General features: G+C 59.7%; 22 protein-coding genes. 14 read left to right on the forward strand and 8 right to left on the reverse strand.

Annotated features, from left to right (window positions below):
* Window positions 1–81 precede the first annotated feature (81 nt).
* Together ACTD9P_RS25600 and fliK are read right to left on the reverse strand one after the other, a co-directional pair.
* Window positions 82–411, reverse strand: a complete 330-nt coding sequence (locus ACTD9P_RS25600) for an EscU/YscU/HrcU family type III secretion system export apparatus switch protein (RefSeq protein ID WP_438869879.1) — start codon at window positions 409–411, stop codon at window positions 82–84.
* Window positions 408–1,985, reverse strand: coding sequence for a flagellar hook-length control protein FliK (gene fliK / locus ACTD9P_RS25605; RefSeq protein WP_438869880.1), 1,578 nt, complete (start codon window positions 1,983–1,985; stop codon window positions 408–410). The genes ACTD9P_RS25600 and fliK overlap by 4 nt, the downstream gene beginning before the upstream one ends.
* A gap of 200 nt (window positions 1,986–2,185) precedes the next feature.
* On the opposite strand from fliK, the gene ccmA reads away from it, so the two are divergent.
* The 10 genes from ccmA to ACTD9P_RS25655 all read left to right on the forward strand — a co-directional run bounded on the left by ccmA (window position 2,186) and on the right by ACTD9P_RS25655 (window position 9,558).
* Complete coding sequence (gene ccmA, locus ACTD9P_RS25610) at window positions 2,186–2,821, forward strand: cytochrome c biogenesis heme-transporting ATPase CcmA (RefSeq protein WP_438869881.1); 636 nt, start codon at window positions 2,186–2,188, stop codon at window positions 2,819–2,821.
* The gene (ccmB, locus tag ACTD9P_RS25615; protein WP_014717701.1) at window positions 2,818–3,486 is read left to right on the forward strand and encodes a heme exporter protein CcmB; all 669 of its coding nucleotides are present in this window, start codon (window positions 2,818–2,820) and stop codon (window positions 3,484–3,486) included. Before ccmA ends, ccmB begins: the two co-directional genes overlap by 4 nt.
* A gap of 99 nt (window positions 3,487–3,585) precedes the next feature.
* The gene (locus tag ACTD9P_RS25620) at window positions 3,586–4,341 is read left to right on the forward strand and encodes a heme ABC transporter permease (RefSeq protein ID WP_065912425.1); all 756 of its coding nucleotides are present in this window, start codon (window positions 3,586–3,588) and stop codon (window positions 4,339–4,341) included.
* Window positions 4,338–4,514, forward strand: a complete 177-nt coding sequence (ccmD, locus tag ACTD9P_RS25625; RefSeq protein ID WP_017136196.1) for a heme exporter protein CcmD — start codon at window positions 4,338–4,340, stop codon at window positions 4,512–4,514. Before ACTD9P_RS25620 ends, ccmD begins: the two co-directional genes overlap by 4 nt.
* Window positions 4,511–4,978 carry a cytochrome c maturation protein CcmE gene (ccmE, locus tag ACTD9P_RS25630; protein WP_200432739.1) on the forward strand — a complete coding sequence of 156 codons (468 nt, stop codon included), beginning with the start codon at window positions 4,511–4,513 and terminating at the stop codon, window positions 4,976–4,978. The genes ccmD and ccmE overlap by 4 nt, the downstream gene beginning before the upstream one ends.
* A gap of 3 nt (window positions 4,979–4,981) precedes the next feature.
* Entirely contained in the window at window positions 4,982–6,970 is a 1,989-nt protein-coding gene (locus ACTD9P_RS25635; RefSeq protein ID WP_438869882.1) for a heme lyase CcmF/NrfE family subunit, read from the forward strand.
* Window positions 6,967–7,503: a DsbE family thiol:disulfide interchange protein gene (locus ACTD9P_RS25640; protein WP_017136199.1), complete on the forward strand. Its 537-nt coding sequence runs from the start codon at window positions 6,967–6,969 to the stop codon at window positions 7,501–7,503. Before ACTD9P_RS25635 ends, ACTD9P_RS25640 begins: the two co-directional genes overlap by 4 nt.
* Window positions 7,500–7,973: a cytochrome c-type biogenesis protein gene (locus tag ACTD9P_RS25645; protein ID WP_438869883.1), complete on the forward strand. Its 474-nt coding sequence runs from the start codon at window positions 7,500–7,502 to the stop codon at window positions 7,971–7,973. The genes ACTD9P_RS25640 and ACTD9P_RS25645 overlap by 4 nt, the downstream gene beginning before the upstream one ends.
* The gene (gene ccmI, locus ACTD9P_RS25650) at window positions 7,966–9,150 is read left to right on the forward strand and encodes a c-type cytochrome biogenesis protein CcmI (RefSeq protein WP_438869884.1); all 1,185 of its coding nucleotides are present in this window, start codon (window positions 7,966–7,968) and stop codon (window positions 9,148–9,150) included. Before ACTD9P_RS25645 ends, ccmI begins: the two co-directional genes overlap by 8 nt.
* Window positions 9,151–9,165: 15 nt before the next feature.
* Complete coding sequence (locus ACTD9P_RS25655; RefSeq protein ID WP_138816067.1) at window positions 9,166–9,558, forward strand: hypothetical protein; 393 nt, start codon at window positions 9,166–9,168, stop codon at window positions 9,556–9,558.
* Window positions 9,559–9,654: 96 nt separating this feature from the next.
* On the opposite strand, the gene ACTD9P_RS25660 is transcribed toward ACTD9P_RS25655, so the two are convergent.
* Window positions 9,655–10,593: a DMT family transporter gene (locus tag ACTD9P_RS25660; RefSeq protein ID WP_438869885.1), complete on the reverse strand. Its 939-nt coding sequence runs from the start codon at window positions 10,591–10,593 to the stop codon at window positions 9,655–9,657.
* Between the two features lie 108 nt (window positions 10,594–10,701).
* Between ACTD9P_RS25660 and ACTD9P_RS25665 the strand changes: the two genes are divergently transcribed.
* Window positions 10,702–11,586 carry a LysR family transcriptional regulator gene (locus tag ACTD9P_RS25665; RefSeq protein ID WP_438869886.1) on the forward strand — a complete coding sequence of 295 codons (885 nt, stop codon included), beginning with the start codon at window positions 10,702–10,704 and terminating at the stop codon, window positions 11,584–11,586.
* Here ACTD9P_RS25665 and ACTD9P_RS25670 read toward each other — a convergent pair.
* From ACTD9P_RS25670 to ACTD9P_RS25685, 4 genes are all read right to left on the reverse strand, one after another.
* Entirely contained in the window at window positions 11,549–12,709 is a 1,161-nt protein-coding gene (locus tag ACTD9P_RS25670; RefSeq protein WP_438869887.1) for a hypothetical protein, read from the reverse strand. The genes ACTD9P_RS25665 and ACTD9P_RS25670 overlap by 38 nt on opposite strands.
* Window positions 12,710–12,727: 18 nt before the next feature.
* Window positions 12,728–13,582, reverse strand: a complete 855-nt coding sequence (locus ACTD9P_RS25675; RefSeq protein WP_438869888.1) for an aspartyl/asparaginyl beta-hydroxylase domain-containing protein — start codon at window positions 13,580–13,582, stop codon at window positions 12,728–12,730.
* Window positions 13,583–13,600: 18 nt separating this feature from the next.
* Window positions 13,601–14,365: an iron-containing redox enzyme family protein gene (locus tag ACTD9P_RS25680; protein WP_438869889.1), complete on the reverse strand. Its 765-nt coding sequence runs from the start codon at window positions 14,363–14,365 to the stop codon at window positions 13,601–13,603.
* A 186-nt stretch (window positions 14,366–14,551) separates the two neighbouring features.
* Window positions 14,552–15,742, reverse strand: a complete 1,191-nt coding sequence (locus ACTD9P_RS25685) for an MFS transporter (RefSeq protein WP_438869890.1) — start codon at window positions 15,740–15,742, stop codon at window positions 14,552–14,554.
* A gap of 110 nt (window positions 15,743–15,852) precedes the next feature.
* On the opposite strand from ACTD9P_RS25685, the gene ACTD9P_RS25690 reads away from it, so the two are divergent.
* Window positions 15,853–16,755, forward strand: a complete 903-nt coding sequence (locus ACTD9P_RS25690) for a LysR family transcriptional regulator (RefSeq protein ID WP_438869891.1) — start codon at window positions 15,853–15,855, stop codon at window positions 16,753–16,755.
* Between the two features lie 121 nt (window positions 16,756–16,876).
* Here the strand turns inward: ACTD9P_RS25690 and ACTD9P_RS25695 are convergent, their stop codons facing one another.
* Window positions 16,877–17,152 (reverse strand): DUF6124 family protein, encoded by a 276-nt coding sequence (locus tag ACTD9P_RS25695; protein ID WP_017136205.1) that lies wholly within the window; start codon window positions 17,150–17,152, stop codon window positions 16,877–16,879.
* A gap of 585 nt (window positions 17,153–17,737) precedes the next feature.
* On the opposite strand from ACTD9P_RS25695, the gene phnC reads away from it, so the two are divergent.
* Together phnC and phnD are read left to right on the forward strand one after the other, a co-directional pair.
* Window positions 17,738–18,571: a phosphonate ABC transporter ATP-binding protein gene (gene phnC, locus ACTD9P_RS25700; RefSeq protein WP_122527317.1), complete on the forward strand. Its 834-nt coding sequence runs from the start codon at window positions 17,738–17,740 to the stop codon at window positions 18,569–18,571.
* A gap of 32 nt (window positions 18,572–18,603) precedes the next feature.
* Window positions 18,604–19,605 carry a phosphonate ABC transporter substrate-binding protein gene (phnD, locus tag ACTD9P_RS25705; RefSeq protein ID WP_438869892.1) on the forward strand — a complete coding sequence of 334 codons (1,002 nt, stop codon included), beginning with the start codon at window positions 18,604–18,606 and terminating at the stop codon, window positions 19,603–19,605.
* The last annotated feature ends 84 nt before the right edge of the window (window positions 19,606–19,689 follow it).

The raw sequence follows: 19,689 nt of genomic DNA on the forward strand, positions 1-19,689 counted from the left end.
AGTCAACTCAGGTATCGACTGAACCACCGCCTTCGCGAGCAAGCCCGCTCCCACATTTGATTTGTGTACATCTGATAACACTCAGTAATCATCCCCACGCGCCGTCACATCCCGCTCGACCGGCTCGGCATTCGGGTCATAGCCCACCGGGAATTTGCCCTTGAGCGTCCACGCGAACGCAATAATCTCGGCCACCGTGCGGTACAGCTCCTCCGGGATGCTGTCGCCCAATTCCATGCGCGCCAGCAGTTTCACCAGCTCGGCGTTCTCATAGATCGGTACTTCATTTTCCCGCGCCAACTTCAAAATGGCTTCAGCCAGGGCATCGTCGCCCTTGGCCGTCAGGGTCGGCGCTTGCTGGCCGTCGTACTTGAGGGCAATCGCCTGGCGCGGCGGGGTGGGGTTTTTCATGCGGTTTCATCCACCCAGCGTTGCTCCAATCCGGTTCGTGGCCCGCGTGGAGGCGTGCCGAGGTGGCAGTCCAGGTCGCCGACATTAATACCCGAAGTCACCAGACGCTCGCGCAAGCTGCCCAAGTGGCTTTCGATCAGGCTGGCGGTGAACGGGCGCGAGGCCCACAGCTGGCTGGACAATTTGCCCTGGGTCAGTTGCGCCTGCACCTGCAACGGCCCCAGCGGCTCCATGTCGAAGGCCAGCTCGACGCGCCAGAGCATTTGCTTGGGGTCTTTCTTGTCCTTGCGCTCCGGTTGGTCCTTGTCCGGCGGCGGTTCTTCACGCTGGAACTTGACCTGCAACGGCACAATATCCTGCAAGGTACGCATGGGGATTTCCAGCTGCCAAGTAGTTTGCAGCCGGCCATCGGCGGTAGTGCCGGTTTGCTCCAGGCTCGACAGCTGGTGGCTTTGCAGTCGGGAAATCGCGCCGGCGGCCAGGCGCAAAAGGTTTTCCAGGTCGCCTTCGCCTGCCAGCTTGGCCATCAGCCGGTCCGGCAGCGGAAAGCCCGCCGGGGCTTGCCGTGCGCCGATCTGGCCGAGGGTGCTGAGCGGGTTGCGCACGAAGTTGGGCAGTACCTGGGCCAGCGTATTAGCGGCGAGGATGGCATTCAGATTCGTCGCGGCGGGCAGGGCCGGCAGCAAATCGGCAACCAGGCGCAGCAGCGCGCCCTTCATGTCCAGAGGCGGAATTTGCGGGTCTTGCCCGGCGAGCAATTTGGCTTCAAGGAACACGCCGCTACTTTGTACCAACTGCGCCAGCACCTTGGGGTTGCTGACTTGCGCCAGGTCAGGCAGCGCATTGAGCAAACGCGCGGCGGCGGCGCGCAGGTCGCTGGAAGTGGTGTCGTCGGCGGGCAGGCTTTGCAGCGCGGTGAACAGCACATCCAGCGAGCCTTGGCGACTTTGCTGAGTGGTCAGTTGTTGCGCCACGGCCAACTGATCCTTGAGCCCGCTCAACGGCACGAAATTCAGGCTTTGCGCATTCTGCACCACGGCGCTGAGCAAGCTGCCGACCCGCAGCGGCTGCGGGCTTTCCAGGCTCAGCGTGGTGCCGGCCAGGGCGTTATTGAGCACGCTGACCAGTGAGCGATAGATCGCCGGTTGCGCCGTGCCTTGTGGCAGCATCTGGGTGGTCAGCACCTTGGCCTGCAACAGTGTGCCCACCGGCATCTGTGTGGTGTCGATGCGGGTGAGGGCGGCCACATTGGCGCTCAAGGCTTGCTGCAAGCTGATGGTCAGGTTGCCGGTGGGTGTCTGGCTCACCGCCACATTGCTGCCCAACGGCAACGGCTGGGCGCTGCTGGCTTGTACCAAGGTTTGGCGGCCGCCTTCGAGGGTCAACTTGAGCAATAGCTGAAACGCATCACCGCCTTGTTTAAGCGCAATCACCTCGGCGTTGACGGTTTTCCCAGGGTCGATCAGGCCGGTCTGCGGCTCCAGCAGTTTCAACAACTCGCCGGTCGGCGGCAGCGGGGCAGGCCCGGGCGTCGGTGCGGGCGGCAGCGTAGGAAGGTTGATCTCACCGGTCATCGTGCGCGTCGTCTCTGGGGAAATTGCCCTCTTTAGAGTAGGGCATCACATGTATAATGCCGCCCGTCTGCAAAGAGAGCGGTAAAAACCTCACAACTATTTGATCCAGCTCTCTAAAATCGGTCGCCAAAGCCGTTATTGTGCATTTCTCTATAACGGCCGCTGCACCGCCGACTTGAACCGTAAAGGCCCGCGATCTTTTGACCAGCCCTCTTCTAGAAGCCGTAGCGCTTGCCTGTGAACGCGACCTGCGCCTGCTGTTCGAGCATCTCGAACTGCGGCTGGCGGGCGGCGACATGGTGCAGATCAGCGGCCCCAACGGCAGCGGCAAGACCAGTTTGCTGCGCCTGCTGGCCGGGTTGATGCAACCGACGGCCGGTGAGGTTCGACTCAACGGCAAGCCCCTCAACGAACAACGCACCGAGCTTGCGCGCAACCTGATCTGGATCGGCCACGCCGCCGGCATCAAGGACGTGCTCACGCCGGAAGAAAACCTCAGCTGGCTCAGCGCCCTGCATCATCCGGCGCCCCGTGATGCCATCTGGCAGGCCTTGGCCGCTGTCGGCCTCAAAGGCTTCGAAGACGTTCCCTGCCACACCTTGTCCGCAGGCCAGCAGCGCCGCGTGGCGCTGGCACGTTTGTATCTGCCAGGCCCGCCGCTGTGGATTCTCGACGAACCCTTCACCGCCCTCGACAAGCAAGGCGTCGCCCAACTCGAAGAGCACCTGGCCCAGCACTGCGAGCAGGGCGGTTTAGTTGTGCTCACCACCCATCACACCCTGGCGCGTATACCCGCCGGTTACCGCGACCTGGATTTAGGGCGGTGGTCGGCATGAGTGTGTTCGCGCTGTTAGTTGCCCGTGAAGCCCGCCTGTTGTGCCGTCGCCCGGCCGAATTGGCCAACCCTTTGGTATTTTTCGCCATCGTCATCGCGCTGTTCCCGCTGGCAGTCGGCCCCGAGACTAAACTGTTGCAAACCTTGTCCCCGGGACTGGTGTGGGTGGCCGCGCTTTTATCGGTCCTGCTCTCGCTGGACGGGCTGTTTCGCAGTGATTTTGAAGACGGTTCCCTCGAACAGTGGGTCCTTTCGTCGCACCCCTTGCCACTTCTGGTACTGGCCAAGGTGCTGGCACACTGGGTTTTTTCCGGCTTGGCGCTAGTATTGCTCTCGCCGCTGCTGGCGATGATGCTCGGCTTGCCCGTCGAGTGCCTGCCGGTGTTGCTCCTGTCCTTGTTACTCGGTACGCCGGTGCTCAGCCTTTTGGGGGCGGTGGGCGCAGCGTTGACCGTCGGTTTGAAGCGGGGTGGCCTGTTGCTGGCCCTGTTGATTCTGCCTTTGTACATCCCGGTGTTGATCCTGGGCAGCGGCGCCTTGCAGGCCGCGCTCATGGGCATGCCGGCGACCGGTTACCTCCTGTGGCTTGGCAGCCTGACCGCCCTGGCGGTAACCCTGACACCCTTTGCTATAGCGGCTGGCCTGAAGATCAGCGTCGGCGAATAATGAGGTCTGGCCAAGAGTTATGTCTTGGCTCAGCTCTTCAACATAAGAAAGACCCTGAGCTTTGCGCAATGACGCACAGCCACCGTGATGGAAACAGCAATGAACTGGACCTGGTTTCACAAGCTCGGCTCGCCCAAATGGTTTTACGGCATCAGCGGCAAGCTGCTGCCGTGGTTGAGCGTCGCCGCCATTTTGCTGATCGGCATCGGCCTGGTCTGGGGCCTGGCCTTCGCGCCGCCGGACTACCAGCAAGGCAACAGCTTTCGCATCATCTATATCCACGTGCCCGCCGCCATGCTGGCGCAATCCTGCTACGTGATGCTGGCCGTGTGCGGCATCGTCGGCCTGGTGTGGAAGATGAAACTGGCCGACGTCGCCCTGCAATGCGCCGCGCCCATCGGCGCGTGGATGACCGCCGTGGCGCTGGTCACCGGCGCGATCTGGGGCAAACCCACCTGGGGTTCGTGGTGGGTGTGGGATGCGCGACTCACCTCCATGCTGATCCTGCTGTTCCTGTATTTCGGCCTGATCGCCCTGGGCAACGCCATCAGCAACCGCGACAGCGCGGCCAAGGCCTGCGCGGTGCTGGCCATCGTCGGCGTGATCAACATACCGATCATCAAGTACTCGGTGGAGTGGTGGAACACCCTGCACCAGGGCGCCACCTTTACTCTCACCGAAAAACCGGCGATGCCCGTGGAAATGTGGGCGCCGCTGCTGCTGATGGTGCTGGGGTTCTACTGCTTCTTTGGCGCCGTATTGCTGATGCGCATGCGCCTCGAAGTGCTCAAGCGTGAAGCCCGCACCAGTTGGGTCAAGGCCGAAGTGCAAAACAGCCTGGGAGCGCGCGGATGAACTTCAACTCGTTCAGTGAATTTCTCGCCATGGGCCATCACGGCCTGTATGTCTGGACGGCTTATGGCATCTGCCTGGCGGTGCTGGCCCTCAACGTCGCCGCGCCGATCCTGGCCCGCAAGCGTTACCTGCAACAAGAGGCGCGTCGTCTGCGCCGGGAGACCGATAAGTGAATCCGCTGCGTAGAAAGCGTCTGTTGATCATCCTCGCCATCATGGCCGGCGTCGGCATTGCCGTAACCCTGGCCCTGAGCGCCTTGCAGCAGAACATCAACCTGTTCTACACCCCGACCCAGATCGCCAATGGCGAAGCGCCTGTCGACACGCGCATCCGCGCCGGCGGCATGGTCGAGAAGGGCTCCTTGAAGCGTTCCGGTGATTCCCTCGACGTGACCTTTGTGGTCACCGACTTCAACAAAGCCGTGACCATCACCTATCGCGGCATCCTCCCGGACCTGTTCCGTGAAGGCCAGGGCATCGTCGCCCTGGGCAAGCTCAACGCCGACGGCGTGGTGGTGGCCGATGAAGTACTCGCCAAGCACGATGAGAAGTACATGCCGCCCGAGGTCACCAAAGCCCTCAAAGACAGCGGCCAGTCGGCCCCTGGCTCAAATGCACAGCCTGCCAAGGAGGGCTAAGCCATGACGTCCGCACTGTTTATTCCGGAGCTGGGCCAGTTGGCGATGATCCTCGCCCTGTGCTTCGCCATCGTCCAGGCCGTGGTGCCATTGCTCGGCGCCTGGCGCGGCGACCGACTGTGGATGAGCCTGGCGCAGCCGGCCGCGTGGGGCCAGTTTGCCTTTTTGGTGTTCGCCTTTGGCTGCCTGACCTACGCCTTTATGACCGACGACTTTTCCGTCGCCTACGTCGCCAATAACTCCAACAGCGCGCTGCCCTGGTACTACAAGTTCAGCGCCGTGTGGGGTGCCCACGAAGGTTCGTTGCTGCTCTGGGCCTTGATCCTCGGCGGCTGGACCTTTGCCGTGTCGGTGTTCTCGCGCCAACTGCCGCAGGTCATGCTGGCCCGCGTGCTGGCAGTGATGGGCATGATCAGCATCGGCTTCCTGCTGTTTTTGATCATGACCTCCAACCCGTTCACGCGCATCCTGCCGCAGATCCCGATGGATGGGCATGACCTCAACCCGTTGTTGCAAGACATCGGCCTGATCGTGCACCCGCCGATGCTCTACATGGGCTACGTGGGTTTCTCCGTGGCCTTTGCGTTTGCCATCGCCGCCTTGCTCGGCGGGCGCCTCGATGCGGCCTGGGCGCGCTGGTCGCGGCCATGGACCATTGTGGCCTGGGCGTTCCTCGGTATCGGTATCACCCTCGGTTCGTGGTGGGCCTACTACGAACTCGGCTGGGGCGGCTGGTGGTTCTGGGACCCGGTGGAAAACGCCTCGTTCATGCCCTGGCTGGTGGGCACCGCGCTGATTCACTCGCTGGCCGTCACCGAAAAACGCGGCGTGTTCAAAAGCTGGACCGTGTTGCTGGCCATCGCCGCGTTTTCCCTCAGCCTGCTGGGTACTTTCCTGGTGCGTTCGGGCGTGTTGACCTCGGTGCATGCGTTTGCGTCCGACCCGGAGCGCGGCGTGTTCATCCTGATCTTCCTGCTGTTTGTAGTCGGCGGCTCGCTGACCCTGTTTGCGTTGCGCGCGCCGGTGGTCAAGAGCCAGGTCGGCTTCAACCTATGGTCGCGGGAAACCCTGCTGCTGGGCAATAACCTGGTATTGGTGGTGGCCGCGTCGATGATCCTGCTCGGCACCTTGTACCCCTTGGTGCTGGACGCGCTGAGCGGCGCCAAGCTGTCCGTCGGCCCGCCGTACTTCAACGCGTTGTTTATCCCGTTGATGGGCCTGTTGATGGTGGTGATGGCCGTGGGTGTGCTGGTGCGCTGGAAAGACACGCCGGTGAAATGGCTGGCCGGCATGTTGATGCCGGTACTGCTCGGCAGTGTAGCCATGGCGGTGATTGCCGGGTTTGCCTACGGCGACTTCAACTGGGCGGTGCTCGCCACCTTCCTGCTCGCCGCCTGGGTATTGCTGGCCGGCGTGCGCGACATCTTCGATAAGACCCGTCACAAAGGCCTGATCAAAGGTCTGCCAACATTGACCCGCAGCTACTGGGGCATGCAAGTCGCCCACATCGGCATCGCCGTGTGCGCCCTCGGCGTGGTGCTGTCCAGCCAGAACAGCGCCGAGCGCGACCTGCGCCTGGCGCCGGGTGAGTCCATGGACCTGGCCGGTTACCACTTCATCTTCGAAGGCGCCAAGCACTTCGAAGGCCCGAACTTCACGTCCGACAAAGGCACTGTGCGTGTGGTGCGCAACGGCAAGGAAGTGGCTGTTCTGCACCCGGAAAAACGTCTGTACACCGTGCAAAGCTCGATGATGACCGAAGCGGGTATCGACGCCGGTTTCACCCGTGACCTCTATGTGGCATTGGGTGAGCCGCTGGACGACGGCGCCTGGGCGGTGCGTGTGCATGTGAAGCCGTTCGTGCGCTGGATCTGGTTCGGCGGTTTGCTCACCGGCTTTGGTGGCTTGCTGGCCGCGCTGGACCGGCGTTATCGCGTCAAGGTCAAAAGCCGGGTGCGTGAAGCCCTCGGCCTGCAAGGAGCGGCGGCATGAAGCGTTGGTTGATGGTGTTACCGCTGGCGGCCTTTCTGGTGATGGCAGTGTTTTTATACCGTGGCTTGTACCTGGACCCGGCCGAGTTGCCCTCGGCGATGATCGGCAAGCCATTCCCGGCGTTCAGCCTGAAGACCGTGCAGGGCGACAAGACTCTGACCCAGGCTGACCTGCTGGGCAAACCGGCGCTGGTCAACGTGTGGGGCACCTGGTGCATCTCCTGCCGCGTCGAGCACCCGGTGCTGAACAAACTGGCCGAGCAGGGCGTGGTGATCTACGGCATCAACTACAAGGACGACAATGCGGCGGCCTTGAAGTGGCTGGCCGAGTTCCACAACCCGTACCAGCTGGATATTCGCGATGAGGACGGCAACCTGGGCCTCAACCTCGGCGTGTACGGCGCTCCGGAAACCTTCTTTATCGATGCCAAAGGCGTGATCCGCGACAAGTATGTTGGCGTGATCGACGAAGTGGTCTGGCGCGAGCAACTGGCCGCCAAGTACCAGGCATTGGTCGATGAGGCCAAGCCATGAGGCGTCTGTTAGCCGCTGCTGTGTTGGCACTTGGACTGGTTGGCGTTGCCCATGCGGCCATCGACACCTACGAGTTCGCCAAGGACGGTGACCGCGAGCGTTTTCGCGAACTGACCAAGGAACTGCGCTGCCCCAAGTGCCAGAACCAGGACATTGCCGACTCCAACGCCCCGATCGCCGCCGACCTGCGCAAAGAAATTTTCCGCATGCTGGGGGAGGGCAAGGACAACCAGCAGATCATCGACTTCATGGTCGACCGCTACGGTGATTTCGTGCGCTACAAACCCGCCCTCACCGGCAAGACTGCGCTGCTCTGGTTCGGCCCCGCCGGGCTGTTGCTGGCCGGTGTGGTGGTGATGGCCGTGATCGTGCGCCGCCGCCGCGCCGCGCCGACTGATGGTTCCGATGCGCTCTCCCCGGATGAACGCAAACGCCTCGACCAATTGCTGGACACCAAGACTGATGATTGATTTTTGGCTCGCAGCAGGGTTGCTGCTTCTGATTGCCCTGAGTTTCCTGTTGATCCCTGTGTTGCGCGGCCGCCGTGCCCAGCGTGAAGAGGATCGCACCGCACTGAATGTGGCGCTCTACCAGGAACGCGTGGCCGAGCTGCAAGTGCAGCAGGACGAAGGCGTGCTCAATGCCGCTCAGCTCGACACCGGCCGCGCCGAGGCTGCGCGTGAGTTGCTGGCCGACACCGAAGGCGTAGAAAAGCCGCGTGAATCACGCTTGGGCAAACCACTGCCGTTGTTGGCGGCGTTTCTCGTGCCGGTCCTGGGCGTTGCGCTGTACCTGCATTACGGAGCGAGTGACAAGGTCGAACTGACCCGCGAATTCTCCCAGCCGCCGGTGTCGATGCAAGACATGACCCACCGCCTGGAGCGCGCCGCCGCCGCCCAGCCGGACTCGCCGGAAGGCTTGTACTTCCTCGGCCGCGCCTACATGGCTCAAGATCGTTCGGCCGATGCCGCCAAGATCTTCGAACGCACCGTCGCACTCGCCGGTCGCCAGCCCGAACTGCTCGGCCAATGGGCGCAGGCGCAGTACTTTGCCGACAACAAACAATGGTCGCCCAAGGTGCAGGCGCTGACCGATGAAGCCTTGAAGCTCGACCCCAAAGAAGTCACCAGCCTCGGCCTGCTGGGTATCGCCGCCTTTGAAGGCCAGCGTTATCAGGAAGCCATCGACTACTGGAACCGCCTGTTGGCGCAGTTGCCAGCGCAAGACAACTCCCGGGTCGCGCTGCAAGGCGGTATCGACCGCGCGGCCGAGAAACTCAAGGAAAGCGGTGGCACGGTGGCGGCAAAAACCGTGATGAAAGTGCGCGTGGACCTCGCACCTGAGGTGAAGGCCAAAGCCTTGCCCACCGACAGCGTGTTTATCTTCGTCCGTGCGGTAAACGGCCCACCGGCGCCCCTGGCGGCCAAGCGCGTCACCGTGGCTGAACTGCCGGTCACCGTCGAACTGGGCGATGCGGACGCAATGATGCCGCAGTTGAAACTGTCGAACTTCCCCGAAGTCCAACTGGTTGCGCGCATATCCCGGGCCGGTCAACCGACCACTGGCGAGTGGATCGGCCGCAGCCAACCCTTGGCCAGCAGCACCACTGCGCTGCAGCAGCTGACCATCGACACTCCGGACAAATAATTCGAGGAAACGCCTATGACCGCATTTGCACGCATCACCCTGCTCAGCCTGGTACTCGGCTTGAGCGCTTGTGCGGTCCATCGGCCTCCCGCGCCCACCGGCCCGACCATCCCGCCGTCTGGCCCGGCGACCCAGCCAAGCACCCAGCCTTCCGGCCCGGTAACGCCGCCGCCGAAGCCGGTGCCAAGCAAATCACCGACCTTCGCCCCACCACCGGGCGCCGCGAGCCACTGGGACGGCAAGATGCAGGTGTATGTGCTGGACGAGCAGCCTGACACCTTCTACCGCCAGCGCACCTACTACCGCTGGAGCAACGGCTGGAGCCGCTCCATCAGCCCGAACGGGCCGTGGGAAGACACCGATGTGCACGGTGTGCCGCCGGGGTTGAGCAAGCAGTACGCGCAATAACAAAAGGCGACTTTCGGGTCGCCTTTTCTTGCATGAATGCATTACTCCAAGCAATAGAGATCAAGTATCAAAGGGTAGGTAGGATTAATGGGTATGTTATTTGGGATTTTTCCTACCGGATAAAAAGGTTTTTTGGCTGTTTAAAGTAGGATTTACATTTCGAAAAAAATTCCAGCCCAGTTTTATTCCGAGAGTCCCCAGCAGTATTAACAGTGCGCCAAAACCTTGCCAAAGACTAATAAGCTGGTTGAAGAATAAATAATCGAAAACGATTGTCGAGAGCGGGTAGAAAAAGGACAAGATGGAAATCATCGCAATACTTAGCTTCTGATATGCCGAGAATATCAGGCAGTACAGGATGAACGTATGAACAATCCCGAGTGTTAAAATGAACCCCCATTGTTGTAGCGTTTGCGGCGAATCAGACAGGTCGGTGAAGGGCAGTAATAGAAGTGCGCCTACGCCGGTTTGTACCAGGACGATGAAGGCCGGCGGTACGTCTTTCGTCCGCTTTGTAAGAATCACAGTACCTGCATATAAAGACGTCGCTATCAATACCAGCAACAGACCGTAGGCTTCGCTTGCGGACGGAAACGCCAGGCTAGAGCCGCTGTTAACCGTAAATCCCAAGCCGACAAACGCCAAACCCGCCCACGTCATATCACTGCGTGTCACCCCCTGTTTGAGAAAGGCAGCCCCCAGCAGCATCACGATAAAAGGGTTGATATGGTAAACGAGCGTCGCCAGAGAAATACTGGTCAATGGGAAGGCCATGAACAATAAAACCCAATTACAGATCATTAATATACCGGCAACCGTTACCGGAATTAGAATCGGCAGCGTCCAATAAGCGGAGCGGATGAATCCGCGAATATAACAGTAGGGTGCCAGGCACATAAAGGCGATGGCGCAACGAAAAAATACGACGTTGATTGCCGGTTGTTCGGACTTTACCACCAGCAGCCCGATGCTGCCCGATATAAGCATCGCTATCAATAACTCGATGCTCCCGGGTGTTGATTGTTGTGCTTTCATCTTTCACTCTGCGCCATGAATGCTGGCTATGTTTATATCGCGTTATTCGCGCGGCGACTAACATATAGTTTTTATCTGGCTCATTCGTGAGATGGGGGAGCGTGATAGATGAAAGATACGGATCTTGAAATCGACTTGATCAGGGCGTTTATTGCAGTCGCGGAGACCCGTAACTTCACTCAGGCCGCACTCAGGTTGCACCGGACTCAGTCGGCGACCAGCATGCGCATCAAGAAGCTTGAGGCACAATTGGGCTGCAAATTGTTCGAACGCACTACTGTCAGCGTCACGTTGACCAGCTTGGGGGAACGCTTTCTCAGCGTGGCTTACCGCCTGATTGAAGTGAACGAGCAAGCGTTTTTTGCTTTGAACGCCGCATCCACCCAGGGGAAAGTCGTACTGGCAACTTCGGAGACCTACGCATCCTGCCTGCTGCCGCCACTGTTGCAGGTAATGGCGGATACGTTTCCCAATGTGGAGATCGAACTTCGGTGTGGCCATAGCTGGACACTGCTGGAGACCATGGACGATCTCTGCATTGATCTTGTTATTGCAACCCGCAATCCCAAACGCACCCAAGGCACCCCCTTGCGCCGCGAGCGCTTGCTATGGGTCACGGATGAGATGAGCCAGGTCCACTTGGATGCACCGCTGCCATTGGCCATGTTTCCCACCGGCTGTGTTTACCGTGACCATGCGTTGGCGGCACTTAATGCATCGGGCAGGTCATGGCGCATGGCGTACACCTGTTTCAATCATGAAGCGTTACTGGCGGCGGTGGCATCCGGTCTCGCGGTCACAGTACTGATAGAAAGCGCTGTGCCGGAATACTTGCGGTTACTGGAGCATGAGGGCGGATTGACGCGTTTACCGTCCGTAGACATTGATCTGTACCGCAACCCCTCGCGCTCAAATGTGTTGCTCGGCCCTGTCTATGAACTGATTTGCGGGCACTTCAATAATGGGCTGGAACCACAGGTTTCGGCGGTTTGAACGATGAGGGCGGCGGGCTGAGGGCGATGATCTTGAACACGTAAGAGATGGCGTTGTGCAGCCCCCAGAACTCTTGATAATCCGGCCAATTCGACGCGTGGAGCGTGCGGCTGTCAGCCTCTCTCGCAAAGGCTGCTTGAGGCCACTTGTCGGTTCCCGGGTGGCGATGATGAAAATCGTGTTGCGGCAGATCTCCCGGCAATACAAACAGTCGCACGGGCAAGTGATAAAACACGTGCTCTGCGAACCAGGCCAACCAGCTCAAACAGTGGTGCAACCCGTGGCGGCGTTTCACTGGCACCTGACGCCCACAAAAACGTCCCCAAGAGTGCGTGGCGTGAACATGTCGAGGATCTGCCAGGCCATCTCGCTCGCCAAACCAGGCGTGTTCGCTGATGAACTCCAGCAACACGCTATTCTGGTAAAAAAACAGCAGTGGAAAGCCAACAGCGATCAACCATTCGAACCCTGTGATAACGGCTGCGCCTTCGATGAGCCACAGCCACCCCAGCAGATAAAGCCCTACGGATACGCGACGCAAGAGCGGGCCGGTCATCAGGTTGCCGTGTATACGGTTGTATAGCCATCTCACGTGAAAGATGGGGGAGAGCATGCTCAGGAAAAGTCGCCTCCACAGGCGCTTGGCCTCGGTGCCGGGTGTGAGTCCGGCCTGAATGAGCAGGTGGGTCGCCGGGTCGGCGTGCGTAGTGAATATGTCGTGACGATGGTGGAGCAGAAAATGCTCCGCTCGGTACTGTTGCGCACTTTGTGTCAGGGTCAGAACGCTGAACAACTGAGCCGTCACGTCGTCTATCCAGCGCCATCCGGAGAAACGTGAATGAATGCATTGATGAGCCACGGTGCTAATCATCATTCTTGCGCCACCAACGCTGAGCGCCCAACCCAGTAATACACCCAGCACGCAAAAAGCCCCCTGTAACCGCGTACCCATGATGGCTACTACGATGCCACTGCACAAACGCACAAGCGCCATAAGGGTGAAGCGCAACGGGCCAGACCCAATGCTTGGGCGTTCATCCAGTGCAGGCTTGCCGGTTAACCACGTCCAGAACGGCTGGGTAATAGTGGGAAATACGCAGTAGCTCTCTCGAATAGGGCACATGTTGTTTGTGGGTTCCTTTCAGAGCACAAAGCGCTCAAACATGACGCGCTCAGCACGCAGGAAACGGCTGAATTTTTCGGCTTTATCCAGCAACCCAGGTTTGTCGGATCTATAGGCGATCTCGTGTAACCAGTCGAAAAATTCGGCAAGCGTTGCCTGTTTATAAAAATGTACCCTCGACAACAGGCCAACTATGTCCCTGAAGTTTTTTTCGTCAATCAAGTTGCTGAGGTCCAGTAGACCGCCCAGGAATACCTCGTCGATGGGTTGGCGCATGATGATCTGCGGATCGGGAAGGTTTTTGACAGATGACCTGTCCCGCAGCAGCGATGAGACACAGGCATCGCCCAGCTCGAAATCCAGGCACACGTTCAGGCGCCGCTCTTCGGAAAAGTTGGTGGCTGAATGCAGCCTGGAGGCGGCCAGTTGCCAGATTTCGCCCGTGCGCATTCTGAATACCTCTGACTCTTCCGAATGTAGACAATGCTCGTTTGTCTTCAATGGGATATGCAGTCGCGCCCATACAGGCGCAGTCGGCCCCAGCTCTATAAAGTCCCGGTGAGGGATGAGTACACCGTTTCCCAGGCAATGGATTCTGGCCAGGCGTAATGTACGGGTGTCGAAGGTGCGATCTATCCAGGCGTTGAGTCCTGGAAGCCGTGCTCCTTGAGCAGTCACCGTCGCGGGTCTGTGGTGTTGTGCAACCAAGCCCGCATCGTTATCGATGTTGGCGGTACGAATGACGTAGGTTTTCCAGTCGCCGATTCGAAATTCACTATAGTTACTGTCGTCTTGAACGAAGCACTCTATGGTGTGTATTTCATTCTGGTTGATGAACTCAGGATTGAAAGTGCCGATAATTCTGGACTCCATCAGTGTTCTCCATGATATTTATTCGGGTTCAACCGCCCTCAACATTTCATCGGCAATGGCGTTCCAGAAGTTTTCGAAAAGTGCCAGGTGTTTAACAAAGCCTTGCTCTATACGTAACAAGCTTTGTGGCCCGGTGTTAAATTGCCGCGCGCCATTGAGTGATTCAATTTTATGCTCTTTTTCGGTGGCGCCGATATGAGCGTAAAAGTATTCGCAGGCTTCATGAAAGGCATCTTCATCAGCCCACCATTTTTTATAGTGAAGTGCGCCGTCATACATGCGCCGCAACATCGTATAGGCCTGCCATTCCAGCGCAAGTTGAGCGCCTGAGCCTATCGCGTTATCAGCCGCATACATTTCTTTCTCTCCGTGGATCAGTGCATGGGTTTGCGGCAATACACGGTGGTCATGCTTGATGTTCTCCCACGTCAGCGCTCGCGAGTCCCCAAGCTGCTTGCCGAGCTCGAACAGCCAGTTATCAAACAGAACAGAATGGACTTTATCAACACGGCCATACCCCATCTCGGAGTACAGCGTTTTTGCGTATTCTGCGCGGGCTTGAATATTTTGGGTGTTGCTGATCATTACCGAGAGCACTTCCGGGAACGAACGATTGAATTCACCATAGTTTCTGGCGAAGATGGCGATCTGCTTGACCTGCAAAGGGCCTGAAGTCCACAAGTCATAGAACCTGTTGGTCAAGGCGCCGCTATCAAATACTGTTTGCGCCAATGATTCGATAGGGTCGTTCGCAAGCTGCATTGATGGTGTGGGTAGCGACATGTTCAAAGCTCCTTGTTCGCCTGGAGGCGTGAGGGGTTTGAACATCGCGCTATTTAATTGAATTGTCTAACAACTTGTTCTAATAGGGTATACGCACAGTATCGATAGGCGTAATGGCAGCTGTTAGTTGAATGAGCACCCGCTGTCATGCCAGTAGTGCAGGTGCCGCGTTCCCATCGTTGAGCGCTATTGTTTCTGAAGTATAGGTGAAGTCTTGAGTCCGCCGAGCCAGTGAATCACCCCAGCCAACATCCCCAACCCCACCCCAAACTCCACAATCCCCACCCAACCAAACTGCGCCATCAACCACCCACTCACCGTCGCCCCAATCGCCCCACCCACAAACGTCGCGGTCATATACAAGCTGTTAATTCGCCCCTGGGCCTTGGGGTCCACCGCAAACGCCCGCGTCTGATTCGCCACCAACCCGGCCTGCACACCGATATCCAGCACAATCACGCCCAGTACCAGCAAAATCAGCGAGGCCTGTGCCCCAGCCAGCAGCAGATACGCCAGAGTCACAATCCCCACGCTGGCCCCAATCACTTTGCGACAACCCAGCTTGTCCGCCGCCCGCCCGCCATACGACGCCGCAAACGCACCCACCGCGCCAATAATTCCGAAACCTCCGGCCCAGGCACTGCCCAGCTGCCACGGCCCATTTGCGAGCAACCCGGCCAAATTCACCCAAAACGCGTTGAAGCACGCCCACAACAACGCCTGCACCACCATCGATTGCCGAATCGGGCTGTTATCGCGCATCAACGGCCACAGCGAAGCGAGCAGGCGAGGGTAAGACAGGTTCGTACTCGGCACGCCCGGCGGCAGCAGCCTGGCCGCGATGAACCACACCGGAATCATGAACGCCGCCTCCATGGCATACACCGCCCGCCAGCCGTAGGCCTCACCGACCACGCCACTGATGGTGCGGCCGAGCAAAATCCCCAGCATGATCCCGCTGACCACCGTGCCCACATTGCGCCCGCGTTCGTGGGGCTGCGACATCACCGCCGCAAAGGGCACCAACTGCTGTGGCACGCAACACACCACGCCCAGGCCGAACGAGGCGCCGATCAACGCCCAGATACTCGGCGCAAAAGCCGCCGCCAAAGCAAAACAGAACGCCAGCGCAATCTGCCCGAGTACCAGTTTGCGCCGGTCAAAGCGGTCGCCCATGGGCAGCAAAAACGCCAACCCGGTGGCAAACCCCAGCAAGGCGGCGCCCGCCACCAGGTTGACCGTCGACACCGTTACGCCCATGTCCGAGGCAATCAACGGCAGCACCGGCTGGGTGCAGTAAATGTTGGTGACCACCGCGCCGGCGATCACCGCCATCATGATGATCTTGCCTCGCGGCGGGGAACTCTCGGATGTCATGGCGTTTGCCTTATGTCGCTGGGGGATGAGTCGCCAACCTTACGCAGTCGCGTTTATGTCGATAATCCCCTACGATCGAGAATCATCCTTCCAGAATTTGATAGGGCGTTATGAACCGTCTTGAGTCGATGTCGGTGTTTGTCGCGGTGGTGGAGGCGGGCAGCCTGTCGGCGGCTGCGCGCCAGTTGGGCATGCCGCTGGCCACCGTCAGCCGTAAAGTCGCGGAACTGGAAGCTCACCTCAAATCCCGGCTGCTGCACCGCACCACGCGGCAGTTGTCGCTGACGGACGTGGGCGCTGCCTATCTGGCGGCGTGCCGGCGAATCCTCGAAGAGATCGGCGAAGCCGAACGGGCCGCCACCGGCGAATATGCCGTGCCTAAAGGCGAGTTGACGGTGACCGCGCCCATCGTGTTCGGGCGCCTGCATATCGTGCCGGTGGTGGCGGAGTTTCTGGCGCAGTACCCCGAGATCAGCGTCAACCTGATGCTCACCGACCGTGTGGTGCATTTGATGGAGGAACAGTGCGACGTGGCCGTGCGCATTGGCGACCTGCCGGACAGCTCGCTCAAGGCGGTGCAAGTTGGCACGGTGCGGCGGGTGGTGTGTGCCAGCCATCGGTATTTGCAAACCCATGGCAAACCGACCACGCCGCAGGCGCTGACGAATCACAGTTGCATCACCTTTGAAGTGCTGTCCTCGGTGGGCGCCTGGGTGTTTGGGGCAGGTAAAGCGCAACAGACCGTGCCCGTGCATTCGCGGCTGTCGGTGAACACCGCGGAAGCAGCGATTGCGGCGGCGACGCTGGATGTGGGTGTGATTCGGGTGCTGTCGTATCAAGTGGCGGACGCAGTGCAAAAGGGTGATTTGCAGGTGGTGTTGCAGCCCTATGAATCAGCGGCGTTACCGATCAGCCTGGTGCATAAAGGGCAGGCGCCATTGCCGTTGAAAGTGCGCGCCTTCCTGGACTTCGTCAGCCCGCGACTGCGCTCCCGGCAAGTGAGCATGTGCTGATGCACGCGGACTAGCTGTGGGAGCGGGCTTGCTCGCGAAAGCGGCGTGTCAGTCACTGAATAGGTTGGCTGATGCACCGCATTCGCGAGCAAGCCCGCTCCCACAGGGGATCACCGCGCTATCAAGCGACGGGGCACTCCCGATTCAGCGCTTGATCCACCAACAATTGCGCAATCTCAACCATCTGCACCACTGCCAGCACCTGCTTGCGGCTTGATCCATCCAAATGCTCGGCACAGTCGTAGGCACACACCGTCGCCGATTCCAGCATTTCGCTGGCATTGCTTAAGGCAACTTCGGTACTGAGGCCGGGGCGGACGGTGAAGATGAGGTTGGGTGGGGTTTGTGGGGTGTCATCCGAGGTGGATGGCGGAGGGTTAGGCGTGACTTTTTTCATGGTGAAGCTCCTATGAATGAGCACCTCCATCTCGCTACCACACGATGTAAGGAGGCGACTGTACACGGGGTGGTAGACCGGTCATAGAAACCCGGCAGGCCGAAGCCTCCCGTGCACAGCCGCCACAAAGCAGCCCGCACAAAAAAACGCCCGTAAGCGTTTTGGGGATCTATGAAAGAACCGGGCTACCACACCCGTTCGCTGATTTTGCAGCGACCCGCGAAGGTTAGCGGCGAGGTTGCTCGGACGCAACCTGAAAGATGTGTAGGGCAGGTCCCACAACTGACCACCCACCCTGTGGCGAGGGAGCTTGCTCCCGCTGGACTGCGCAGCAGTCCCAACCCAGCCACCTTCGATCCACCTGACACACCGCGCCCGTCGGTTTTGGGGCCGCTTCGCAGTCCAGCGGGAGCAAGCTCCCTCGCCACAGGGGATTGTGGTGGCTTGGCAACCTTTCACAAAACCTTCATCAAACCGCCGCCCGCCAGTCATGTGCAAGTAATAGCACTGACACCTCCCGCGCCTACTGTCGTTTGAACTCAACCGCAGCCCTTGTGTGGCTGTTCAAACCAGACAGAGAAGCCCATGACTCACGCTATCCATGTCGATCACTTGAACAAGACCTTTGCGAAGAAATCCGCATTGGTCGACCTCGAACTCACCATTGCATCCGGTGAGATGGTCGCGCTGATTGGCGCTTCCGGTTCCGGCAAGTCCACGTTGTTGCGCCATTTGGCGGGCCTGGCCTGTTGCGACAAGAGCAACGGCGGCAGCGTTAAGGTGCTGGGCCGGGAGGTGCAGGCCAGTGGGCGCTTGAATGGCAAGGTGCGGCGGTTGCGTGCAGACATCGGCTACATCTTCCAGCAGTTCAACCTGGTCAACCGCCTGAGCGTGATCGACAACGTACTGCTCGGTTGCCTGGGCCGCATGCCGCGCTGGCGCGGCAACCTCGGTTTGTTCAATGCCGAGGAAAAGGCGTTTGCCCTCGAATCCCTCGCCCGCGTGGGCTTGGCTGACCTGGCCGGGCAGCGTGCCTCGACCTTGTCCGGCGGCCAGCAGCAGCGCGTGGCGATTGCCCGTGCATTGACCCAGCGCGCCGAAGTCATCCTCGCCGATGAGCCTATTGCCTCGCTGGACCCGGAGTCGGCGCGCAAGGTCATGGAGATCCTCGCCGACATCAACCGCCGCGACGGCAAGACCGTGGTGGTGACCCTGCATCAAGTCGATTACGCCATGCGTTATTGCCCGCGTGCCGTGGCCCTTAAAGGCGGCCGGATTCATTTCGACGGGCAGGGCAGCGCCATGAGCAGCCAGTTCCTCAACGATTTGTACGGTGCCGACGTCGACACCAGCCTGATGTTTTCCGACCAGACCCGCACAGCCGTCGCCACGCCTCGGCTGGCTATGGCGCGCGCTTGAAACCCTACTCACGACCCACAGGAATCCCGTCCATGTTGAACCGTATCGGCCAAGTGTTTCTGTCTGCGGTGTTGCTGGCCGGCGCTGCCATGGGCACTGCCCAGGCCGCCGACAAAGCCATCAACTTCGGCATCATGTCCACCGAGTCTTCGCAGAACCTTAAAAGTGTGTGGCAGCCGTTTCTGGATGACATGCAGAAGAAAACCGGCCTGACCATCAACGCCACCTTCGCCTCCGACTACGCCGGGTTGATCCAGGGCATGCGCTTTAACAAGGTCGACGTGGCCTGGCTGGGCAACAAGGCGGCGATGGAAGCGGTGGACCGTTCCAACGGCGAGATCTTCGCCCAGACCGCCGCCGCCAATGGCGCTGCCGGTTACTGGAGCGTTCTGATCGTGCGCAAGGACAGCCCGATCAACAACGTCGACGACATGCTCAAGAACGCCAGGAACTTGACCTTCGGCAACGGTGACCCGAACTCCACCTCGGGCTACCTGGTGCCGGGCTACTACGTGTTCGCCAAGAACCATGTGGATGCCGCCACCGCGTTCAAACGCACGCTCAACTCCAGCCATGAAGTCAACGCACTCAGCGTGGCCAAGGGGCAGTTGGACGTGGCCACCTTCAACACCGAAAGCTGGGACCGCCTGGAAGTCACCCAGCCGGACAAAGCCGCAATGCTCAAGGTGATCTGGAAATCGCCGCTGATCCCGGCCGACCCGATGGTGTGGAGCAAGGCGCTGACGGACAGCGAAAAAACCAAGATCCGTGATTTCTTCGCCAACTATGGCGACACCGATGAAGAGAAAGCGGTGCTGAAGAACATGCAACTGGGCAAGTTCCTCGCTTCCAACGACGACCAGCTGTTGCCGATCCGCCAACTGGAGCTGTTCAAGCAGCGCACCACCATCAGTGCAGACGACAAGCTGGAAGCGGCCGACAAGGCCAAGAAGCTCGCCGACATCGACGCCGACCTGGCCAAGCTGCAACAGCGCATTTCCGAGCTGGACAAGAAAACCGCGGCAAACGGCTAACCCCCTGTAGGAACCGGGTCAATGTGGGAGCGGGCTTGCTCGCGAAAGCGGTGTGTCATTCAACACATCCAGTGACTGATACAC

This window comes from Pseudomonas onubensis (assembly GCF_965653655.1).
Lineage (GTDB): Bacteria > Pseudomonadota > Gammaproteobacteria > Pseudomonadales > Pseudomonadaceae > Aquipseudomonas.